This is a genomic window from Lysobacter sp. K5869 (assembly GCF_018847975.1).
Lineage (GTDB): Bacteria > Pseudomonadota > Gammaproteobacteria > Xanthomonadales > Xanthomonadaceae > Lysobacter.
Genome location: NZ_CP072597.1, coordinates 750,531 through 770,224, shown reverse-complemented (window position 1 = coordinate 770,224; position 19,694 = coordinate 750,531). Strand labels below are relative to the sequence as shown.

At 68.2% G+C, this 19,694-nt stretch carries 21 protein-coding genes; 11 read left to right on the top strand and 10 right to left on the bottom strand.

From position 1 onward, the window contains the following. The first annotated feature begins 104 nt into the window (after window positions 1-104). The 3 genes from J5226_RS03290 to J5226_RS03280 all read left to right on the top strand — a co-directional run bounded on the left by J5226_RS03290 (window position 105) and on the right by J5226_RS03280 (window position 3,635). A complete protein-coding gene (locus tag J5226_RS03290; RefSeq protein ID WP_215838438.1) occupies window positions 105-1,475 on the top strand; it encodes an Hsp70 family protein in 1,371 nt (456 codons plus the stop codon). An 89-nt stretch (window positions 1,476-1,564) separates the two neighbouring features. After that, entirely contained in the window at window positions 1,565-2,209 is a 645-nt protein-coding gene (locus J5226_RS03285; RefSeq protein ID WP_215838437.1) for a DUF938 domain-containing protein, read from the top strand. 25 nt (window positions 2,210-2,234) lie between these two features. Next, the gene (locus J5226_RS03280) at window positions 2,235-3,635 is read left to right on the top strand and encodes a sialidase family protein (RefSeq protein WP_215838436.1); all 1,401 of its coding nucleotides are present in this window, start codon (window positions 2,235-2,237) and stop codon (window positions 3,633-3,635) included. Here J5226_RS03280 and J5226_RS03275 read toward each other — a convergent pair. Then, entirely contained in the window at window positions 3,545-4,147 is a 603-nt protein-coding gene (locus tag J5226_RS03275; protein ID WP_215838435.1) for a YiiX family permuted papain-like enzyme, read from the bottom strand. The two genes, J5226_RS03280 and J5226_RS03275, sit on opposite strands and share 91 nt — an antisense overlap. Continuing rightward, window positions 4,144-4,671, bottom strand: coding sequence for a GNAT family N-acetyltransferase (locus tag J5226_RS03270; RefSeq protein ID WP_215838434.1), 528 nt, complete (start codon window positions 4,669-4,671; stop codon window positions 4,144-4,146). Before J5226_RS03270 ends, J5226_RS03275 begins: the two co-directional genes overlap by 4 nt. Before the next feature lie 135 nt (window positions 4,672-4,806). Between J5226_RS03270 and J5226_RS03265 the strand changes: the two genes are divergently transcribed. Further along, window positions 4,807-5,622 (top strand): nucleotidyltransferase domain-containing protein, encoded by an 816-nt coding sequence (locus J5226_RS03265; protein WP_215840308.1) that lies wholly within the window; start codon window positions 4,807-4,809, stop codon window positions 5,620-5,622. 191 nt (window positions 5,623-5,813) lie between these two features. On the opposite strand, the gene J5226_RS03260 is transcribed toward J5226_RS03265, so the two are convergent. Beyond that, entirely contained in the window at window positions 5,814-6,440 is a 627-nt protein-coding gene (locus tag J5226_RS03260) for a thymidine kinase (RefSeq protein ID WP_215838433.1), read from the bottom strand. A 75-nt stretch (window positions 6,441-6,515) separates the two neighbouring features. Continuing rightward, a complete protein-coding gene (locus J5226_RS03255) occupies window positions 6,516-7,280 on the bottom strand; it encodes an SEL1-like repeat protein (protein ID WP_215838432.1) in 765 nt (254 codons plus the stop codon). 121 nt (window positions 7,281-7,401) lie between these two features. Here J5226_RS03255 and J5226_RS03250 point away from each other — a divergent pair, with 121 nt between their 5' ends. The 3 genes from J5226_RS03250 (at window position 7,402) to J5226_RS03240 (ending at window position 11,355) form a co-directional block, all read left to right on the top strand. Beyond that, entirely contained in the window at window positions 7,402-9,384 is a 1,983-nt protein-coding gene (locus J5226_RS03250) for a UvrD-helicase domain-containing protein (protein ID WP_215838431.1), read from the top strand. Between the two features lie 340 nt (window positions 9,385-9,724). Beyond that, window positions 9,725-10,750 carry a DUF4272 domain-containing protein gene (locus J5226_RS03245; protein WP_215838430.1) on the top strand — a complete coding sequence of 342 codons (1,026 nt, stop codon included), beginning with the start codon at window positions 9,725-9,727 and terminating at the stop codon, window positions 10,748-10,750. A 104-nt stretch (window positions 10,751-10,854) separates the two neighbouring features. Next, window positions 10,855-11,355 carry a GNAT family N-acetyltransferase gene (locus J5226_RS03240; protein ID WP_215838429.1) on the top strand — a complete coding sequence of 167 codons (501 nt, stop codon included), beginning with the start codon at window positions 10,855-10,857 and terminating at the stop codon, window positions 11,353-11,355. A gap of 9 nt (window positions 11,356-11,364) precedes the next feature. Here J5226_RS03240 and J5226_RS03235 read toward each other — a convergent pair whose 3' ends face one another. From J5226_RS03235 to J5226_RS03220, 4 genes are all read right to left on the bottom strand, one after another. Then, complete coding sequence (locus J5226_RS03235) at window positions 11,365-13,779, bottom strand: type II toxin-antitoxin system VapC family toxin (protein ID WP_215838428.1); 2,415 nt, start codon at window positions 13,777-13,779, stop codon at window positions 11,365-11,367. Between the two features lie 15 nt (window positions 13,780-13,794). After that, window positions 13,795-14,199 (bottom strand): hypothetical protein, encoded by a 405-nt coding sequence (locus J5226_RS03230; RefSeq protein ID WP_215838427.1) that lies wholly within the window; start codon window positions 14,197-14,199, stop codon window positions 13,795-13,797. Window positions 14,200-14,298: 99 nt separating this feature from the next. Beyond that, entirely contained in the window at window positions 14,299-14,745 is a 447-nt protein-coding gene (locus J5226_RS03225) for a hypothetical protein (protein ID WP_215838426.1), read from the bottom strand. Window positions 14,746-14,813: 68 nt separating this feature from the next. Continuing rightward, complete coding sequence (locus tag J5226_RS03220; RefSeq protein WP_215838425.1) at window positions 14,814-15,236, bottom strand: hypothetical protein; 423 nt, start codon at window positions 15,234-15,236, stop codon at window positions 14,814-14,816. Window positions 15,237-15,738: 502 nt separating this feature from the next. Between J5226_RS03220 and J5226_RS03215 the strand changes: the two genes are divergently transcribed. From J5226_RS03215 to J5226_RS03205, 3 genes are all read left to right on the top strand, one after another. Beyond that, window positions 15,739-16,254, top strand: coding sequence for a GNAT family N-acetyltransferase (locus tag J5226_RS03215; protein WP_215838424.1), 516 nt, complete (start codon window positions 15,739-15,741; stop codon window positions 16,252-16,254). A 70-nt stretch (window positions 16,255-16,324) separates the two neighbouring features. Then, on the top strand, window positions 16,325-16,798 hold the full coding sequence (locus tag J5226_RS03210) for a RidA family protein (RefSeq protein WP_255322978.1): 474 nt from the start codon (window positions 16,325-16,327) through the stop codon (window positions 16,796-16,798). A 62-nt stretch (window positions 16,799-16,860) separates the two neighbouring features. Next, window positions 16,861-17,352 (top strand): hypothetical protein, encoded by a 492-nt coding sequence (locus J5226_RS03205; protein ID WP_215838422.1) that lies wholly within the window; start codon window positions 16,861-16,863, stop codon window positions 17,350-17,352. 44 nt (window positions 17,353-17,396) lie between these two features. Here J5226_RS03205 and J5226_RS03200 read toward each other — a convergent pair whose 3' ends face one another. Then, complete coding sequence (locus J5226_RS03200) at window positions 17,397-17,882, bottom strand: SRPBCC family protein (protein WP_215838421.1); 486 nt, start codon at window positions 17,880-17,882, stop codon at window positions 17,397-17,399. After that, window positions 17,879-18,280 carry a metalloregulator ArsR/SmtB family transcription factor gene (locus tag J5226_RS03195; protein ID WP_215838420.1) on the bottom strand — a complete coding sequence of 134 codons (402 nt, stop codon included), beginning with the start codon at window positions 18,278-18,280 and terminating at the stop codon, window positions 17,879-17,881. The genes J5226_RS03200 and J5226_RS03195 overlap by 4 nt, the downstream gene beginning before the upstream one ends. Before the next feature lie 143 nt (window positions 18,281-18,423). Between J5226_RS03195 and J5226_RS03190 the strand changes: the two genes are divergently transcribed. Next, the gene (locus J5226_RS03190) at window positions 18,424-19,356 is read left to right on the top strand and encodes a 5'-nucleotidase, lipoprotein e(P4) family (protein ID WP_215838419.1); all 933 of its coding nucleotides are present in this window, start codon (window positions 18,424-18,426) and stop codon (window positions 19,354-19,356) included. Window positions 19,357-19,694: the final 338 nt, after the last annotated feature.

The window sequence follows — 19,694 nt, the reverse complement described above, 5'->3', positions numbered from 1 at the left end:
CTTCGGCGCCCCTCCGCCGCCGCCGGCATCCGGCGACGCCATCGGTTCACTCACGCTGCCCCGGCGCCCTGTATTCTTGCGCGCCGCGAATTTCCCCGCTCCCCATGAAGATCGGCATCGATTTCGGCACCAGCTACTCGGCCGCCGCCGCCGTCATCGACGGTCAGGTGCGCACCGTGCGTTTCGGCGAGGAACGCCAGTTCCGCACCACGGTGTATTTCCCCGAGGCCGTGCCCGACCCGGACAAGTTCGAGCTCGACGACGCGATGGAGGCCGAGGTCGACTCGCTGGTGCGCAGCGCGCGCGCCGAGCAGAACCGCAACGCCGGGCAGGTTCGCCGCAGCGAGGCCGAGCTGCGCCGCGACGCGGTGCGCGCGGTGCGCCGGCAGTGGCTGGAGGCTCAGGTGCGCGAAGCGCGCGCCTCGGCCGCGTCGCTGCAGAACGCGGTGTACGGCGAGGAGGCGGTCGAGGCGTATCTGGCCGAGGGTTTCGGCAATCTGGTGCAGTCGCCCAAGTCGATGCTCGGCTATCAGCTGGCGCCGCACGTGCGCCAGACCATCGTCGGCATCGCCGGCTACATCCTCGAACACATCCGCCTGAGCGCGAGCCAGCAGTTCGGCGCCAACGTGCGCGCGGCGGTGCTGGGGCGGCCGGTGCAGTTCCGCAGCTCGATGGGCGCGGCCGGCGGCGATCAAGCCTTGGAGATTCTGCGCGAAGCCGCGCTCGGCGCCGGGTTCGACGAAGTCGACTTTCTCGAAGAGCCCGTGGCCGCGGCGCTCGGTCACCATGCCCAGAGCGCGCAGCGCCACCGCGCGCTGGTGGTGGACATCGGCGGCGGCACCAGCGACATCACCCTGGCCGAAGTCGGCGGTGCGCAGCCGCCGCAAGTGCTGGGCTCGTGGGGCATCGCCCGCGGCGGCGTCGACGTCGATCTGGCGCTGAGCCTGTCGCGCTTCATGCCGCTGTTCGGCAAGGGCGCCACGCGCGTGCCGGCGCACCATTTCGTCGAGGCGGCGACCGTGCACGACGTGATCCGCCAGCGCGATTTCCAGCGCCGCGACGCGTATCGCGAAGTGCCCGAGCCGTTCGGCGCGCGCCTGATCGCGTTGCAGGACACCGGCAACACCACGCGCCTGAGCCGCGCGGTGGAAGCGGCGAAGATCGAACTGAGCTCGCGCGAGAGCAATCGCGCGGTGCTCGACTACATCGAAACCGGGCTGACCCAGGACGTGGTCGCGCCGGATCTGTCGGCGGCGGCCGAGGGCTTCCTCGGCTTCCTGACCGAACTGCTCGGCGAAGTCGCGGCGCAGATCGGCGAACCGCCGCAGGTGGTGTTCCTCACCGGCGGCATGTCGCGCGCGCCGTACGTGCGCGAGGCGGCGCAGCGCTGCTTCCCGGACGCGCAGCTGGTCGCGGGCGATCCGTCGCTGGGCGTGGTGTCGGGCTTGGCGTTCGCGGCCCTGGGCGCGGACTGAGGCGAGCCGCGGCCGCAAGTGCGGCCCGCGGCGCGGCGTCCGCGCGGGCGCTCTGCTAGCGTGTGCGCGTCCCGCAACCCGCGCACGCCATGACCGAACGACCGTACTCGCCCTCCTGCGACCGCAACCGCGACCCGATCCTCGCGGTCCTGCGCGACGCGTTCGCCGGCCGCCGCCACGTGTTGGAGATCGGCAGCGGCACCGGCCAGCACGCCGTGCATTTCGCCGCGGCGATGCCGTGGCTGCGTTGGCAATGTTCCGACGGCGCGGCGTACCTGCCGGGCATTCGCGCGTGGCTGGACGACGCGGCCTTGGCGAACACGCCGCCGCCGCTGGAATTGCAGGCGATCGTCGACCCCGCGCCCGGTTTCGCCCTGCCGCCGCCGTTGCCGCGCGGCGAGGACGGCCTGCCGCGCGGTTTCGATGCGGTGTTCAGCGCCAACACCTTGCACATCATGGGCGGGCCGCAGGTCGAGGCGTTCTTCGCCGGCTTGGCGACGGTGCTGAGCGACGACGCGGTCGTGGCGGTGTACGGGCCGTTCAACTACGGCGGCCGCTACACCAGCGACAGCAATCGCGAGTTCGACGCTTGGTTGAAGGCGCGCGACCCGGCCTCGGGCATCCGCGATTTCGAGGCGGTGAATGCGCTCGCCGCCGGCATCGGCCTGCGCTTGCTGGACGATGTCGCGATGCCGGCCAACAACCGCTGCCTGATCTGGCGCCGCGGCGCTTGACCGCGGGGCCGGCGGCGTCCGCACAATGAGGCTCCGTTCCGATCCGGCCCCGACCATGCGCCCGACGATTCCGTATGCGCCGCTGCTGTGCGCGCTCGCCTTGGCCGCGGCCGGCTGCCAGCCGGCGTCGCCGCCCGCCGCCGCGCCGGCCGTAGCCAAGACCGAAGCCGCGCCCGCACCCGCGCCGCAATGGCGCGTGTCCGACTGGCCGCTGCCGACGACCGGCGCGGCCGCGCAGCCGGATCTGATCGCCGCGCCCGACGGCGGCTGGCTGCTGTCGTGGATCGAGCCCGGCGCGCGCGGCGGACACGCGCTGAAGTTCGCACGCGCCGGCCGCGACGGCGCTTGGGATGCGCCGCGCACCATCGCCGCGGGCAAGGACTGGTTCGTCAACTGGGCGGACACGCCGCACATCGCGCTGAGCGCCGACGGCGCGCTGTGGGCGCATTGGCTGCAAAAATCCGCGCCGTCGACCTATGCCTACGACGTCGCGCTGAGCCGCTCCGGCGACGGCGGCGCGACGTGGTCGAAGCCGGTCAAGGTCAACGACGACGGCGTCGCCAGCGAACACGGCTTCGTGTCGCTGTGGCCCGACGGCGCGGACGGGATCGGCGTCGCTTGGTTGGACGGCCGCCACACCGGCGGCGGCGAAGGCGAGGGCCACGCCGGCCATCGCGGCGCGATGAGCCTGCGCGCGGCGCGTTTCGACGCGGCGCTGGCGCGCTCGCTCGACACCGAAATCGACGCGATGACCTGCGATTGCTGCCAGACCGACGCCGCGCTCACCGCGCGCGGCCCGCTGCTGGTCTATCGCGACCGCGACGCGCAGGAAATCCGCGATATCGCCGCGACCCGCCGCGAGGCCGCGGGTTGGAGCGAACCGCGCCACGTGCACGCCGACCGTTGGACGATGCCGGCGTGTCCGGTCAACGGCCCGTCGGTGGCGGCGCGCTCCGAGGCCGCGGTGGTGGCGTGGTACACCGCGGCCGGCGGCGAATCGCAGGTGCAGGTCGCGCGCAGCGACGATGCCGGCGCGAACTTCGGCGCGCCGGTGGTGTTGGATCGCGGCGAACCGGTGCAAGGCCGGGTCGAGGCCGCGCTCGGCGAGGACGCGGCCTGGGTGCTGTGGCTGCGCGAGGACCAGCAAGGGCAGACGCTGTGGCTGGCGCGCCTGACGCCGGACTTGTCGCGCGAATTGCAACGGATCGAAGTGGCGCGGCTGCAAGGCCGCGGCCGCGGCACTGGCTTCCCGCAACTCGCGCTCGGCGATGGCGCCGCCTACGTGGTCTGGACCGAACTGGCCGACGGCGCCGCGCGCCTGCGCGGGGCCAAGCTTCAGCCCGAGGCGGCGGTTTCCAGCAAGGGCGAGTCGAACATCGCCGCCGGCGACACCACCGGTTCGTCGAGCGGCACGCGCGCGCCGTAGCGTTCGCGCAGCTTGGCCTCGACCGCCGGATCGTCGAGCTCGAACTCGCGCAGGCGCTGTACGCGGCCGATGCGCACGCCCATCGCGCGGTCGAACAGTTTGTAGACCAGCTCGCTGCAATAGATACGGTCGTCGGACCAACCGAAGGCGAGGTCGTAGTGCTTGCCGCGCAGCGACTCGGCCTGCGCATGCAGACGCCGCACTTGCGCCGGATTCGGCGGCGCGCGCAGCCGCTTGAGCACGTAATGCCCGCCCTCGCCGCGCGCGATCCACTCGGCCAGCGGCGTGTAGCGCACCGGTTCGACCGCCTCGAACACGTACGGTTGGCCGTCGCGGAACAGCACCACGCCCATGTGGCTGTAGCGCGAGCCGGTGGCGCGCTGGATCGCCAGACTTTGCGCCGAGCGCGAGGTGTGGAAGATCACGTCGCCCTCGCGCACCGGCGGCGGCGCGGCGCGCGCGCAGGCCGCGCACAACGCCAGCGCGGCGGTCAGAGCGAGCGCGCGGATCATGCCTCGGAGGTTTCCGCCGCGACGGTCGCGAACAAGCGCACGTCGCGGTTTTCGCTGGCGAGCCGGATCGTGCCCTGCGCGTGCATGCCGAGGCGTTCGAGCACCTTGATCGAGGCGGCGTTGCCCGGGCTGACGATCGCCAGCACCTGCGGCAGCGCCAGCGCGTCGCGGGCGTAGCGCAGCACCGCTTCGCCGGCCTCGACCGCGTAGCCGCGCTGCCAATGGCGCTGCAGGAAGGCGTAGCCGAGGTCGGGCTCGGGCAGGGTGTCGCGGCGCAGCAGGCCGCAGATGCCGATAGGTTCGCCGCCGTCGCGCAGTTCCACCCGCCACAGGCCGTAGCCGTGGCGCGCGTAGCTGGCGGCGGGGCCGTCCTGGATGTAGCGCAGCGCGCCGTCGAGGTCGCGCACGCCGCGGTCGCCGATGCCGCCGAGGAAGCCGGGTTCGTTGAGCAGTTCGAGAATGAAGCCGGCGTCGCCGGCGGCGAGCTCGCGGAGGGTCAGGCGTTCGGTCTGGATCGTCGGCATGGGCGGCGGCGCGCGGGATGGTCGGGCAACGATACGACAGTGGCGCGCTCCGGTGAGGGCAGGATGAAGCCGGCGCGGCGGGTACACTCGTCGGCCCGCACCGCCGCCTTCGCCGTCATGACCGAGCCGTCCCGCCTGCACGAGATCCATCCCATCGCCGAGGACAAGCGCCGCGCCGTGCTCGATGCGCTGGCCAAGATCGAGCGCGACCACGACGTGCGCGTGCTCTACGCCTGCGAATCCGGCAGCCGCGGCTGGGGGTTTTCCTCGCCCGACAGCGATTACGACGCGCGCTTCGTCTACGTGCATCGGCGGCCGTGGTACCTCACGGTCAACGAGCGCACCGGACCCGGCGAGCCGCAGCGCGATGTGATCGAGCTGCCGATCGAGTCGGACCTGGATGTCGCCGGCTGGGATCTGCGCAAGGCGTTGCGGCTGGTATCCAAGTCGAATCCGACCTTGTTGGAGTGGCTGCGCTCGCCGATCGTGTACCGGCAGGACGAGGCGATGGCCGCGCAGCTGCATCGGCTGGCCGAACGCTTCTATTCGCCGGTCGCGGCCTGGCACCACTATCTGAGCCTGGCGCGCGGCACCTTCCGCTCGCATCTGGGCGGCGACAGCATCCGCACCAAGAAGTATCTGTACGTGTTGCGGCCGGTGCTGGCCTGTCAGTGGATCGAACGCGAGGACAGCGCGCCGCCGATGGCGTTCGAGTTGTTGCTGGATCGCTTGTTGCCGGACGGCCCGGTGCGCGAGGCGATCGAAGACTTGCTGGTGCGCAAGCGCCGCAGCGCGGAAGTCGAAGCCGGGCCGCGGGTGCCGGCGCTGAGCGATTTTCTCGCCGCGGAATTGGAGCGGATGCAGGCGCAGCCGCCGCAGCTCAAGCCGGGCAGCGGCGACGGCGACGAATTGGACGAGTTCTTCCGCGCCGCGCTCGAGCAAGAGTGGTGATCGATCCGAAGCCCCTGTAGGAGCGGCGCGAGCCGCGACCAACCAACGCGGTGTACGCGAGCGCCATAGCCGAAGACCGGACCATCGGTGCGATCTGTCCGGGCGGCCGATGGTCCGGGCTTCGGCGATAGCGCTTTCGATCGTCTCTTCGGTGGGTCGCGGCTCGCGCCGCTCCTACAAGAGCTATCGATTCATTTGGGCAGCGGCAACGGCTGCTGCAACGGCTCGATCGTCCCTTCCCCGCGCATCACCTTCTTGTACTCCTTGCGCGACACCGAGATGTAGCGGTCGTTGCCGCCGATCTCCACCTGCGGGCCGTCGTGCACGGCGCGCCCGGCTTCGTCCACGCGCACGGTCATCGTCGCCTTCTTGCCGCTGTGGCAGATGGTCTTGATCTCGGTGAGCTCGTCCGCCCACGCCAGCAGATACTGGCTGCCTTCGAACAATTCGCCGCGGAAATCCGTGCGCAGGCCGTAGCACAGCACGGGGATGCGCAGGTCGTCGACCACTTCGCTGAGCTGCCAGACTTGGGCGCGGCTGAGGAATTGCGCCTCGTCCACCAGCACGCAATGCAGCGCGCCGCGCGCGGCGATGTCGGCGCGGATCAGCGCTTCCAGGTCTTGATCGCGCTCGAACGCCTCGCCTTCGGCGCGCAGGCCGATGCGCGAGGCGACCACGCCGGTGCCGGCGCGGTGGTCCAGGCGCGGGGTCAGGATCGCGGTGCGCATGCCGCGCTCGCGGTAGTTGTGCGCCGACTGCAGCAGGGTCGTGGTCTTGCCGGCGTTCATCGCCGAATAATAGAAATAGAGCTTGGCCATGCCGCCAGTGTAGGGCGAGCGGCGGCGCGGCTACAGACTTGACGCTGGCCGCCGCGCGCCGTCGCGGTGCCGCGCTTACGGTTGCGGCGGGCCGTTCAGGGGCTGCGGCGCGCCGACTTCGACGCTGCCGTTTTGCCAGATCGCGTCTTCCACCGCCCAATAGCGGCGCGGGTCCAGGCGCCACTGCGCGTACATCGGGCGCAGATCGATCGCATCGCCGCCGTCGAACGGCGAGGCGCCGCCGAGCGAAGCGCCGACCTGCACCCGGTCGACGGTGGCGCCGGTGCGGCTGCCGGTGACTTGCCCGCGCGCCCGCGCCAATGCGCGCTCGAAGCGCGGCTTGGCCGCGGCGTCGCCGAATTCGTCGTACAAGGCGCGGCCCTCGCGCAGCGCGCGCTCGCGTTCGGCCTCGCTCAGTTCCAGCCACATCTTTTCGCGCAGCAGCAGGAATTGGGGATAACGCCGCTCGGCGGCCAGATCGGCCCAGGCGTAGGCCCGGGCGCGGTCGGCCGGTTGGCCCAGGCCGTGCCAATAGATCAGGCTCAGCCGGTGCTGCGAATACTTGTCGGCATAGCGCGCGGCGATGCGGAACTGCGCGGCGGCGTCGCGCCAGCGGCCCTGGCCGGCGGCTTCGGCGCCGTAGAGGCGGTATAGCTCGTTGGGATGGCCGGCGGCGAGGCGGCGGCGGCTTTCGAAGTCGCGCAGGGTGGAGCGATCGGTCTCGGCCACCGCTTGCTGTTCCGGCGTCGGCTCGGCCGGCGTTGCGACGGGCGGCGCCGCCGTCGCGGCCGCGGAGGTCAGCGCAGCGAGGGCGAACGACAGGGCGAAAGCGCGTGGCATGGCCGGCTCCGGCGGCCCGGCGGCGGGCCCGCGAGCGGCCAGCCTACCGCAGCCGCGCCGCCGCGGGCGCGGCGGTTAGACTATCCGGCCGGTCCGGCCCTCGCCGGCGATCTGGCGTCCCATGCACGGTCTCAATCCCCCCCAACGCGCCGCCGTCCTTCACACCGAAGGCCCCTTGCTCGTGCTCGCCGGCGCGGGCAGCGGCAAGACCCGCGTGATCGTGGAGAAGATCGCCCACCTGATCGCCTCCGGCCGCATGCCGGCCAAGCGCATCGCCGCGATCACCTTCACCAACAAGTCGGCCAAGGAAATGCGCGAGCGCGTCGCCAAGCGCATCCGCGGCGACGCGGCCGACGGATTGACCATCTGCACCTTCCACGCGCTGGGGCTGAAATTCCTGCAGATCGAACACGCCAAGCTCGGCCTGCGCCGCGGCTTCAGCGTGTTCGACAGCGACGACAGCAACGCCCAGATCAAGGACTTGCTGCCGGCCGGCACCAAGCCCGACGTGCTCGACGACATGCGCAACCTGATCTCGCGGGCGAAGAACGCGGGCCTGTCGCCGGAACAGGCGCTGGCCGAATCGCGCAGTCCGCGCGAGATCGAGGCGGCGACGCTGTACGAGCTGTACCAAAAGCGCCTGAGCACCTTCAACGCGGTCGATTTCGACGACTTGATCCGGCTGCCGGTGCAGTTGCTGGAAGCCGACCACGACGCGCAGCAGGCTTGGCGCGAGCGCATCGGCTACCTGCTGGTGGACGAGTGCCAGGACACCAACGACGCGCAGTACCGCTTGCTCAAGGCGCTGGCCGGCCCGCGCGGCCTGTTCACCTGCGTGGGCGACGACGACCAGTCGATCTATGCGTGGCGCGGCGCCAACCCGGACAACCTGCTCGAGCTGGGCAAGGACTATCCGTCGCTGGAGATCGTCAAGCTCGAACAGAACTACCGCTGCAGCAATCGCGTGTTGCGCGCGGCCAACGCGCTGATCGCCAACAACCCGCACGAGCATCCCAAGACGCTGTGGAGCGATCAGGCCGACGGCGAGCGCATCCGGGTGTGGGAATGCCGCGACAGCGCGCACGAGGCGGAGAAGGTCGCCGCCGAGATCCACTTCCAGCAGCAGAAGCACAACGCGCCGTGGAGCGACTTCTGCATCCTGTTCCGCGGCAACCACCAAAGCCGCGCGCTGGAAAAGGCGCTGCAGCTGCTGCGGGTGCCGTATCACCTCAGCGGCGGCACCGCGTTCCTGGAACGCGGCGAGGTCAAGGACGCGCTGGCGTGGCTGCGCTTGGTGGCCAATCCCGACGACGACGCGGCGTTCCTGCGCTCGGTCACCGCGCCCAAGCGCGAGGTCGGCGCGACCTCGCTGGCGAAACTGGCGGAGATGGCGCGCCACGCGCAGCTGCCGATGTCGCGCATGGCCGAGTCGATCCACGCGATCAAGCAGCTGACCCCGCGCGCCGGCAACGCGCTCGACGGCTTCGTCGGCATCGTGCGGTTCCTGCGCGACGAGGCCCAGCGCATCAGCCCGGGCGAACTGGTCGGGGTGCTGGCCGAACGCAGCGGCTTGCTCGCTTCGATCCGCGCGCAATGCAAGGACGAAGCCAGCTATCAGCGGCGCAAGGAAAACCTGCAGGAACTGTCGGGCTGGTTCGACGGCGGCCGCGGCTCGGGCCCGGGCGAACTGGCCGCGCAGCTCGCGCTGCTGTCGCACGCCGACAAGGGCGAGGCCGGCAATCAGGTGCGGCTGATGAGCCTGCACGCGGCCAAGGGCCTGGAGTTCCGCTTCGTGTTCATCGTCGGCGTCGAGGACGGCAACCTGCCGCACGACGCCAGCCTCGACGAAGGGCGCCTGGACGAAGAGCGGCGGCTCATGTACGTGGGCATCACCCGCGCCAAGGAGCAGCTGTACCTGTCGCATTCGCGCGAAACCCAGCGCTGGGGCGAGCGCATCCGGCTCAAGCCCAGCCGCTTCATCGACGAACTGCCGGCGGACGAGATGCAGCGCGACGGCGCCGACCCGGTGGCCGACGCCGAGCGCAAGCGCGAGCGGTCGCTGGCGGGGTTCGCGGCGATCAAGGCCTTGCTCGAAGAAGGTTGAGGGCAGGGCGCCCGGGCGGGCGCCGTCGAGGGGCGTCGGACCGGCTGCGTTCGGCGTGGCTCGCCGTGTTTTCCCGTCGCCGTTCGCGAGTCGCGAAGTTCGAGGTCGCGTCGCGCGCTTCTCGCTTCTCGCAGCCGCGTTTCCTCGCAGCTTGGGTTTCGCCGGAACTCGCCGCCGCCGTTGGCGAACGACGGGCACCGCTATCCATCGCCGCGGCCGCGGCTGATGCGCGCGGACGGATTTCTGCCCGCGCCGTCACACCCGAGCCGCATCGCGCCACGCGACCGCGTCGCACGAAACCGCTAGGCTGGCGTCCGAATCCCCCGAAGGGCCCCCGCCCATGCCCCTGCTGATCAACGCCTATTCCACGCTCGCCGCGCCGCCGCCGCCGCCGTTCCTGGCCCAGCCGCCCGCGCGCCGCGACCGCAACGATCCCGAACTGGTGCCGCACCTGCAAGGCTTCGTCGGTTACGTGATGAGCACGGTCGCCGAGGGCATGGACGCGCGCACCTTCGGCGTGTTGCGGCATTTGCAGCGGGTGCAGACCCAGTTTTCGTTCGAGGTCGAGGAGCGCGATTACGACGCGCTCGCCGCCTGGGGCGAACACGCCAACGTGCTGTGCTTCCTGCCCGACGGCAGCGTGCGCGACGCCGCCGGCAACGTCCTGGTGAGCCGCGGCGAGCCGCCGGTGGAGGCCGACGCGGCGCTGCCGTATCCGCCGGACGCGCGCGAACGCAAAGGCCGCAGCGAGGCCGAACTGCGCCAGCTCGGCGCGGCGCCGCCCGCGCATCTGCCGCCGGTGCTCGGCGCCGGTGAAGTGCGCCTGCGCGAGGCGGAGGAAACCATGCGCCGCATGCTGGCGCTGTGCGCGGTCGCGGTGCGCGCCGAATCGCTGAGTTCGCAACCGCTGTCGGTCGAGGAAATCCGCGCCAAGCTCGGCCCCGGCGTCGCCGCGCTGACGCCGGCCGAACGCTCCTTCATCGCCCTGGACCAACCCGACGAGGAAACCTGGGCCAACCAGGGCTGGCGCTACGAAAGCGCGGCCTTGCTGCAATGGGCGCTGGGCCTGAGCGACGCGCTGCCGGCGCCGACCGCGATCTGCGACGCCGCGCGGGTCGCGCGCGTCGCCATCGATCACGCCGACGAAGCCGCCATCGCCGCCGCGCGCCTGCGCCCGCTGCCGGAACTGCTCGACGCGCTCGACGCGACTTACCGCCGCCACTGGCTGGTGCGCCAGGCGCGCCTGGACGACAAGGCGGCGCCGATCGGCCTGCATCCCAGCGTGGTCTACGAGCGTCACTACGCGCTGAACTGGCTGCTGCGTTTCGACGAGCAGGATTGGGACGAGGTCGGTACGCCGACGTGAGCAGGCCGACCTGAGCAGGCCGACTTGAGCGCGCCGGCCCTCAGCGGGATCGGATTTACATGTTCGCTGAAGCGCCCACGCCGCCCGCTCGGCATACTCGGCGCATGAGCCCGATCCTGCGCCCCGCCATCGCGGCCGACTACCCGGCCGTGCTGGCCCTCAACCTCGAAGCCGAAGCGCTGATGAGCCCGATGGACGCGCCGCGCCTGACGATGCTCGACCGTCAGAGCGCCTACCACCGCGTCGTCTGCGACGGCGACGCCGTGGTCGCGTTCCTGATCGCGCTCGATCAAACCGCCGACTACGACAGTCCGAACTACCGGTGGTACCGCCAGCGCTACCCGCGCTTTCTCTACATCGATCGCATCGCCGTCGCCGCCAGCCACCGCGCGCGCAAGCTCGGCGGCCTGCTCTACGCCGACTTGTTCGCGTTCGCCCGCGAGCGCGGCTTCGCCTCGGTCGCGGCCGAGTTCTACATCGAGCCGTTCAACGAAGCCTCCAGCCGCTTCCACGCGCGGCATGGCTTCGTCGAGGTGGGGACGCAGTGGGTGGCGGACGGGAAGAAGCGGGTGTCGTTGCAGATCGCGCCGGTAACGGCGGCGTAAGCGCAGCGGTCAGGATTGCGCGCGCGCGGCGCCGGCTTGCCGTTCGCCTTGACGCTGCTGTTCGACTTCTCTTTCCTGCGCCTGCTTCTGCGCTTGCTGTTGATCGAACTGCTGTGCGCCGCGCAACGTGTCCTGCATCGACGGCGCCGGTTGCGCGAGGTCGACGCCGGTGTGGAAGCCGGGAACGGCGCGATCCATCCACAACGTGCCGTTCGCGACGCCGACCGGCCGGAGGCTGTCGGCGTCGGCGATGCCGTTGCGCTTGGCCGCCAGCATCGCCGCGGCGACCTGTTCGTCGGTCACGCTGTCGGGCACGTGAGCGCGGATCTTCGTCATCATCGCTTGGTCGTTGCGCGAGAAATGCGATGGATCGACGGTGGGTTCGGCGACATCGGGCCTGGTCGCCGCCCGAGGTTCGGCATGGCCCGACGGGTTGGGCTGCGCGGCATCAGGAACCGGCGTCCGCTGCCGGTCCTTGCCCAGCACTTCTTCGCGCGCTTGCAGAATGTCGTCCGTGCTGGTGACGGCGACCAGACGGTTCACCCCGTCCGCGCCGCGTTGATAATGGGCGATGGGACTGTCGGCGCCGTACGCGCCGTGACTGCGCTGCAGTTGCAGCGCGCCCGGCCCATCGATCCCGTGCGCGTCCCGCGTGCGCTGCACCGCCAGTTGGATCGCTTCCTGCCACTGCGGCGTGAGCTCGGTCTTCTCGCCCGTGATCCGGTACTGATGCAGGAGCTCGTTCTGTTGCCGCTGTTCCGCGCTGGGCGCGGGTCTGGCGTCTAGCTCGGCGACGCGCGCATGCAATCGTTCCAGGGACGGTTCGCGGGCCGTCCGCGTCAATTCCAGTTCCAGCGCCAGATTGTCCACCGCGATGTGCTTACCGCTGGCCCAATCCCCATGTTCATCGCGCCGATAGACCAGCCCGTCGGAGCCGGTGAGTTGGTCGGATTTCGGCAGCGCGGCCTGCACCGCGGCCGGCACCGGCACGAAGTCGCGCGACCGCTGCGCGGCGTAGTTCTCCAAGTAGACGGCGGCGACGGTTTCGCGCCCGCCGGCGATGTTGCGCTCGATCCGCGCGACCGCTTCCCGGTTCAACTCCATCGCGCGCTCCGGCGACGCGGTCTGCTGTTCGTAGACGCCGCGATCGTTGGCGCCGGTCACGCCGGTCTTCACCTGACGCTGCCATTGCTCGGTTTCCGGGTTCCGTCGCCAGTTCTGATTGTCCAAGCCCCAGCGGTCGTCCGGGCTGGCCGGAACATCGAACGGATCCTGCGGCTTCGGCGCCTTGCCCAAGGCCAGTTCCACCGCCACGACGCTGGCGTGGGCGCCCAACTCGCGCGCCTTCTCGTAACCCGCGCCCAACGGAGCCTCGACCGGGTTGTCGCGGCCGTCGGCGGTCTTGTCGATCAAACCGTCGCGGACCCAGTTGTTGCCGTCGAACGCCCAGGCCACGCCCTGCTTGTCGGTCTGATGGGTGATGTCGCGGTTTTCCTTCAACTCGACGGCCTTGTCGAAGGCCTTGCTCATCAGCATGGCGTCGGCCATCACCACAGCGACCGGCACATAGCCCGAGGTGCCGACCAACGACGCGGCGCTGGCGCCGCCCACCCAGCCGCCGAGGTTGCGGGCCGCGGCGTGTGTGGCTTCCGAACGCGCGGCGGTGGGATTGTCCTGTTCCAGCAATTCCGCGGCGCGCTGCGCGCTCACGGCGAGATCGGCGCCGGTGGTCAGCAAGCCGCCGGAGCGGATGAGCGTATTTCTGGGCACCTCGCCGATCAGCAACTGCATCGAGGCGGCCCCGCGCTGCCCGGGTGGGGCGCGCAAGGAGGCTTCGCCTTCGGCGAGTTCGGGGAGGCCGGATAGGGTGGGATCGAATGCGCGTAGGCGGGGGCTGTCTTGGAAATCCTTGTTGGTCAGGTAGCTTTTTACGTGTTGCTGGTATTCCGCCTGAGTGATGAACTCGTCTCGATGGGATTGGTCGAGCAACTCGGCGGTGGTCTTGGTTTCCAGACTGGGCAAATCGCGTTGCAACTGGCGGCGGATCTGCGGCGAAGCGAAGTGTCTGTCGTCCGACCAAATGACGGTGTTGCGGCCTTGGGCTTGCTCGCTGGCGGCGATTTCGATGAGGGAGCGTTCGCCGGCGTTCTTAGAAAGCCTTGCGTGCTCTAAGGGGTCTGTTGCGGCATTAAGTTGCAGTTCTGTCTCCGGCGTCGCGAGAATTTTAATATTTCGCTCAGCAATGTATCGTCCAAGCTCGTGTCTCAGAGGGCCGTTTTCAATCTCCGTTTCGACCGTCTTGGTGATGGCGAATTCGTACTCTCCGGCTCTAGCCAGCTTTCGATAGGTGTCGAGCAATTGTGGGCCACCGGCGCGATAGGCGTAGACCAAGCTGCTCGTGTCAGCCAGGAAGTAGCTCGTCATGTTGATCCTCCCTGATCAGATCAAATGCGAATCGACATAGTCGCGGAATTTTCCGAATAAGCCGGTGACATCTGATTCATCCAGCCCCGGGCACCAGCTCAATATCAAGCGACGAACATCCCACGCGAGTGTCGCTTCTATCTCGTTGAAATCTTTTTCCTGTCTGATGAATTCCGCGTAGGCTTCGGGCTTTTGCTCCCGAAAATGCGCGGCAAAAGCGACGACCTCGTCGTCGCGCCATTTTCTCCTCTGGGCACGCTGTTGCGCGGCCGAGATGTGGCCTGAGACTATTGCTTCGTAGATCGCTTCATCGCTGGCGCGCTTTTTTCCCGGGCCGGTAAGTACATCGATGATCTCAGCCTTGAGTCTCTCATCTTCGAGTGCGTCGATCTTGGCTTGAAGTTCAGGGCTGATGGTCATGGTGTGGCTCTCTGATGTCGGTTTTTTCATGAGGGATCAAGGCCAGTGACGATGCCAAGGATCTATGGATCTGCCTTTTCATCGAAATTAGCTTCTCGACTACTCGGTTGTTATTTCTGCGGCTAGTTGCGATTCGACATGGTCGCGAAATTCGACGAATAGGCCGGTGACGTCAGATTCATCCATGTTGGGCATCCAACTCAGCATCAAGCGGCGAACGTCCCATGCTAGTACTGCATCTATCTCGTTGAATTCCTTTTCTTGCCGGAGGAATTCCATGTGGTCTTCCGGGCGCTTTTCACGGAAGTACTGCGCGAAAGCGATCACTTCATCGTCCCGCCACTTCCTCAGTCGGGCTTGCTGCTCTTTCGCTATCTTGTGTCTGGACGTCATCGATTCGAATATTTCCTCGCTAGTCGCCAACTTCTTCCCGGGGTTTGTGATCACCCGAGTGATTCTGGCTTTGAGGTTTTCGTCCTCAAGTGCATCGATCTTGGCTTGAAGTTCAGGGCTTATGGGCATGGCATGGATCGCTGAGATCGGCATTCTTTATTTCGGATCACAACAGGCAATGGCGATCAGGTTCTAAATGTTCAGAAGGAGTGGGTTCGCGATCATTCGATTTCTCTTGGTGCGGCCAGCTGAGATCTGGCGTAGCGGCGAAATTTTCGGAACAGACCTCTGCGGTCGGAAGAGTCCAAATTCGGAATCCACTTCGATATGAGTTGGCGGACCCCGCAGGCAAGCCCGGGTTCAATTTGGTTGAACTTGTGCTCCTGTCGCATGAATTCCGCGTAGTCGTCGCGCCGCTCTTCCTGGAAGTATTTTGCGAAAGCAACCGCCTCGTCGTCCCTCCATTTCCTCAGACGGGCCTGCTGCGCCTTGGCCATCTGGTAGCTGGACGTCATCGACTCGAAAATTTCCTCGTTAGTCGCCAGCTTCTTCCCAGGATTTGTGATCACCCGAATAATTCTGACCTTGAGGTCTTCGTCCTCGAGTGCGTCGATCTTGGCTTGAAGTTCAGGGGCGATGGACATGGCTGTGCCGCTCTGCAGTGGTCATGTTCAAGGGAGCGCTTTGGCGTTCGGACTCTACATTCCGGAACGTGTCTGAAGCCGCTGGAAGCCATGAGGGAAGGTCGCCCTTTGCGTCATATGGCGGAACGCCCTTCATGGGGGCGGCTTCGCCTTCCGAGCGTCGAATGCGATGAGTACATGCACTGTCCATGTCGGGCCTGTGTAAGCAACTTCGCCAATCATCCAATGTGGCGAGAATCTGAGAACGTCCGCTGACGCACGTCCTTATAAAGCTGGCCATGCGTCAATACCTATATCGGATCGGCGCAATAGGCTTGTGGGCGACAGAGTGAACTCCCGAATCGGCGTGAGTCAAGCCCGATCATCGTGCGCATGCGGTTTATGCGCACGAAAGAAATCACGCTTATTGCCCGAAGCCACAAAGCTGCCATGATCGAAACAGAATCGAGGCATTCCAATCGCAAATGATCTCGTCCAACCATTCAGCCCCGCGAGCTTTCTTATGATGCCGACCCTGGGCCGGGTCGGCCTGCACCTGCGGCCCATCGCCATGGCCGACGCGTCGGCGTGGTTCGCGTATCTGTCTCTTCCCGGCGCGGTCGAACACACCAGTTGGAGTTTGGACGGCATCGAGGTGCTGTATCCGCAAATCGCCGCGTCCCATCCGTTCCAGCGAAACGCGCCCGCGTTGTTCGCCATCGTCGACGATCTCGACGAGTTGGTCGGCACGGTCGGTTTCCATACCGTGTTCGACGATCCGCGCGGCGGCGAGATCGCCTACAACCTGCATCCGGCGCACTGGGGCTGCGGGATCGCCAGCGAGGCGTGCGCGGCGGTGGCGCGGTGGGGGTTTCAGGCGCGCGGGTATCGGCGGGTGGACGCGTATGCGCTCGACAGCAATCTGGCGAGTCAGCGCGTGTTGGAGAAATGCGGGTTCGGGCGCGTGCGCCTGGAGTCCGGCTTGCGCGCGGTGCGCGGACAAACGCGGGACTTTTGGTTGTACCGGCGCGAGGCCTGAGCGCGGGCGCTTGCCAGCGGCGCGGCGGCGGCCGATGATCCGGCCACTTCATCGGATGAGGACGACGGGCATGCGCAGGTTCCGTTCCGCGGCTGTGTTGGGGTTGTGTTTCGCGTCCGCCGCCGTTTGCGCGGGCGAGCGTCCGCAGTTTCTGAGTTCGCCGGATCCGGCCGCGGCCAAGCTGCCGTTCTCCGAAGCGGTGCGCAGCGGCGATCTGCTGTTCTTGTCGGGCCAGATCGGCACCGTGCCCGGCGGCGACAACGCGCTGGCGTCCGGCGGCATCGGGCCGGAGGCCGAGCAGACGCTGCGCAACATCCGCGCCGTGCTCGAACGCCACGGCGCGTCGATGCGCGAGGTGGTCAAGTGCACGGTGTTCCTGGCCGATATCGGCGATTGGCCGGAGTTCAACGAGGTCTATCGCAAGCACTTCAGCGCGCCGTTCCCGGCGCGCAGCGCGTTGGCGGCCTCCGGGTTGGCGATGGGCGCCAAGGTCGAGGTCGAGTGCATCGCGCAGGCGCCGCGCAAGGCGGGCAAGGCGCAATGAGCGTCGCTATCGGTGGCCGGCTCGCGTGCGCGTGGGCGCTCGCATGCGCGCTCGCGTTCGCGATGCCCGCGCATGCGGACGAGCCGGAGGAGGGTTACACCCCGGCGGGCGCGAGCTTGTCCGACCCGCGCGCGCATCCGGATTGGCGCTGCCTGTCGTCGTTGTTGCAGCAGATCGTCGACGACCAGGGCGCGCGCGGCGCCCACACCTTGCATGTCGGTCGCGTGGTGACCGGCGGCGACGATGCCAACCCGTTCGTGCGCGTCTACTGGCCGCGGCAACGCGCGATCCTGCTGGTGTCGCTGGATCGCAACGGCTGCGCCGACCCGGACGTTCGCCACGACTCGATCGCGCTGGGTTGGTACCGCACCAAGGCGCGCATCGATCTCGATCACGACGTGCGCGCCACCCAGGCGGAAGTCAGCGGCAGCAGCTTTCTGACCACGCGGGCTTGGGTCGATGCGGTGATCGCCGAGTGCACGCACCACGGCGTCGCGCTGGAGCTGCGCCGCCGGCGCCGGCCGCGCGGCGATGCGGACAGCGGCGCGCTTTAAGCCGTCGCGCCGCCTCGCGCTCGGCCAGCGGCGCGCTGTAGCCGTCAGGCCGCCTTGCGCTCGGCCAACAGCGCTTCCAGCGCGTCGTAGCTCAGGCCCATGCCGGTTTCCATCGGCGATTGCAGCACGCCGTCGCGGATTTCGCGGCTGGCGTATTCGATGCGGTTGCTGATGCGCGTGCGTCCGTCGCGCTCGACGAAGGTGGTGGTGCCGAGCGCGTCGCCGGCGAACCAGGCTTCGTCGAAGCGTTCGCGGCCGACGATGCGTTCGGGCGCGAGCACCTCGGTGTAGACGCCGCGCACGCCCATCGCGGTGTCGCCGTTGCGCCACAGATAGCGGTAGGCGCCGCCGGGGCGCAGATCGATTTCGCATTCGTCCAGCGACCAACCGCCGAACACGCCGAGCCAGCGCTTGAGCAGGTCGGGACGGGTCCAGGCTTCGAACACGAGTTCGCGCGGGGCGTCGAATTCGCGGACGACGAGAATCGCGGTGTCGCCGTCGGCGGCGACTTTCAGCGTGTTGGCGCTCATGAGGTCTTCCTCTTGCGGTTGGGGCGGATGGCGGGACGGGGCGACGCGTCGGCGGCGGAGGCCGCGGCGCGCTCGCGTTGCATTTGCTCGAGCAGGGCATCGAGCTGGCCGAAGCTGTTCTCCCAGTAGCGGCGATAGGTCTCCAGCCACGCGTTGGCCTCGGCCAGCGGCTGCGCGCGCAGGCGGCAGGGGCGGCGCTGGGCGTCGCGGCCGCGTTCGATCAGGCCGGCGCCTTCGAGCACCTTGAGGTGCTTGGAGATCGCCGGCTGGCTCATCGCGAACGGTTCGGCCAGCTCGTTGACCGAGGCTTCGCCGAGCGCGAGCCGGGCCAGGATCGCGCGCCGGGTCGGGTCGGACAGGGCGGCGAAGGTGGCGTTGAGGTCGGCGTTGGGCTGCATATATAGCCAATAAGTTATAAAACGTATTGGCTATATACGTCCGGCGTCGCGGCCGGTCAAACCCGTTCCGACGAACGGCGCGGCATTCGACACGCTTTCGCGCTGCGGCCTACACTCCCCGCCTTTCCTCAGGACCCCTGCGCATGCGAATCCGCGCTCCTCTCACCGTTCTCGCCTGCGCGCTGGCGCTGGCCGCGTGCAAGCCGCAGCCGGGCCAGCCGGCCGATGCGGGCGCCACGAACGCCGACGCCAAGCCCGCGGCCGCCGCGCCGGCGCAACCCGCCGCCGAGGCCAAGCCGACCGGCGCCGACGACAATCTCAACGCGGTGCTGTGGATGCAGCGTTCGATCGAATACCGCGCCAGCGCCGAGACGATCTATCGCGCCGCCGCCGACAAGCTCGACGCCGCGTTGAAGCAGCCCAACTGGGATGCGCTGGTGCCGGAAGAGCGCGGCAATTCGGCCAAGGGCCTCAAGCCCGCGGTGGTGATGGACGTGGACGAGACCGTGCTCGACAACTCGCCGTATCAGGCGCGCCTGGTGCGCGACGGCAAGGAATACGACGAAGTCACCTGGGACGCGTGGGTGGCCGAAAAGAAGGCCAAACCGATCCCCGGCGTGGTCGAGTTCGCCAAGGCCGCGCAGGCCAAGGGCGTGACGATTCTGTACTTGTCCAACCGCGCGGTGCATCTGAAGGACGCCACGCTCGCGAACCTGCGCAGCGCCGGTTTGCCGGTGGCCGACGACGAAGTCTTCCTCGGCTTGGGCACGGTCGTGGACGGTTGCGAACAAAACGGCAGCGAGAAGAATTGCCGCCGCCTGTTGGCCGGCAAGAAGTACCGCGTGCTGATGCAGTTCGGCGATCAGATCGGCGACTTCGTGCAGGTCGTGGCGAATACGCCGGAAGGCCGCGACGCGTTGCTCGAGCAGTACCACGATTGGTTCGGCGAACGTTGGTGGATGCTGCCGAACCCGAGCTACGGCTCGTGGGAAGCGATGACTTTCAACAACGACTACAGCCAGTCGCGCGATGCGCGCCGCGAGGCCAAGCGCAAGGCGCTGGATGTGGCGCCCTGAGATTCGGTGGGGCGGCCTTTGTCGGCCGCCATTTAAAATCAATGGGTTGTGACGCAATACTTCAGGTATTGCATTAACTTGGCCGCGGCGTTAGTCTGCCCGCATCCCGACTTCGGCCGGGGCCGTGCCACAACTCGTACTCTCCGGCGCAAGCCGGTTTTGAAGGAGGCCTCGCGCCTCCTTTTTCTTTTGTCCGCCGCGAGGTCCGCGAGCTCCCTGTAGGAGCGGCGTAAGCCGCGACCGCGCCACATCGCTTACGACGATCCCTGGACAAACATTCGCCACGCCAACGCGTGTGGATTTTTACGGCCCGTATCGTTCGCCGTCTTCCCGGCGCC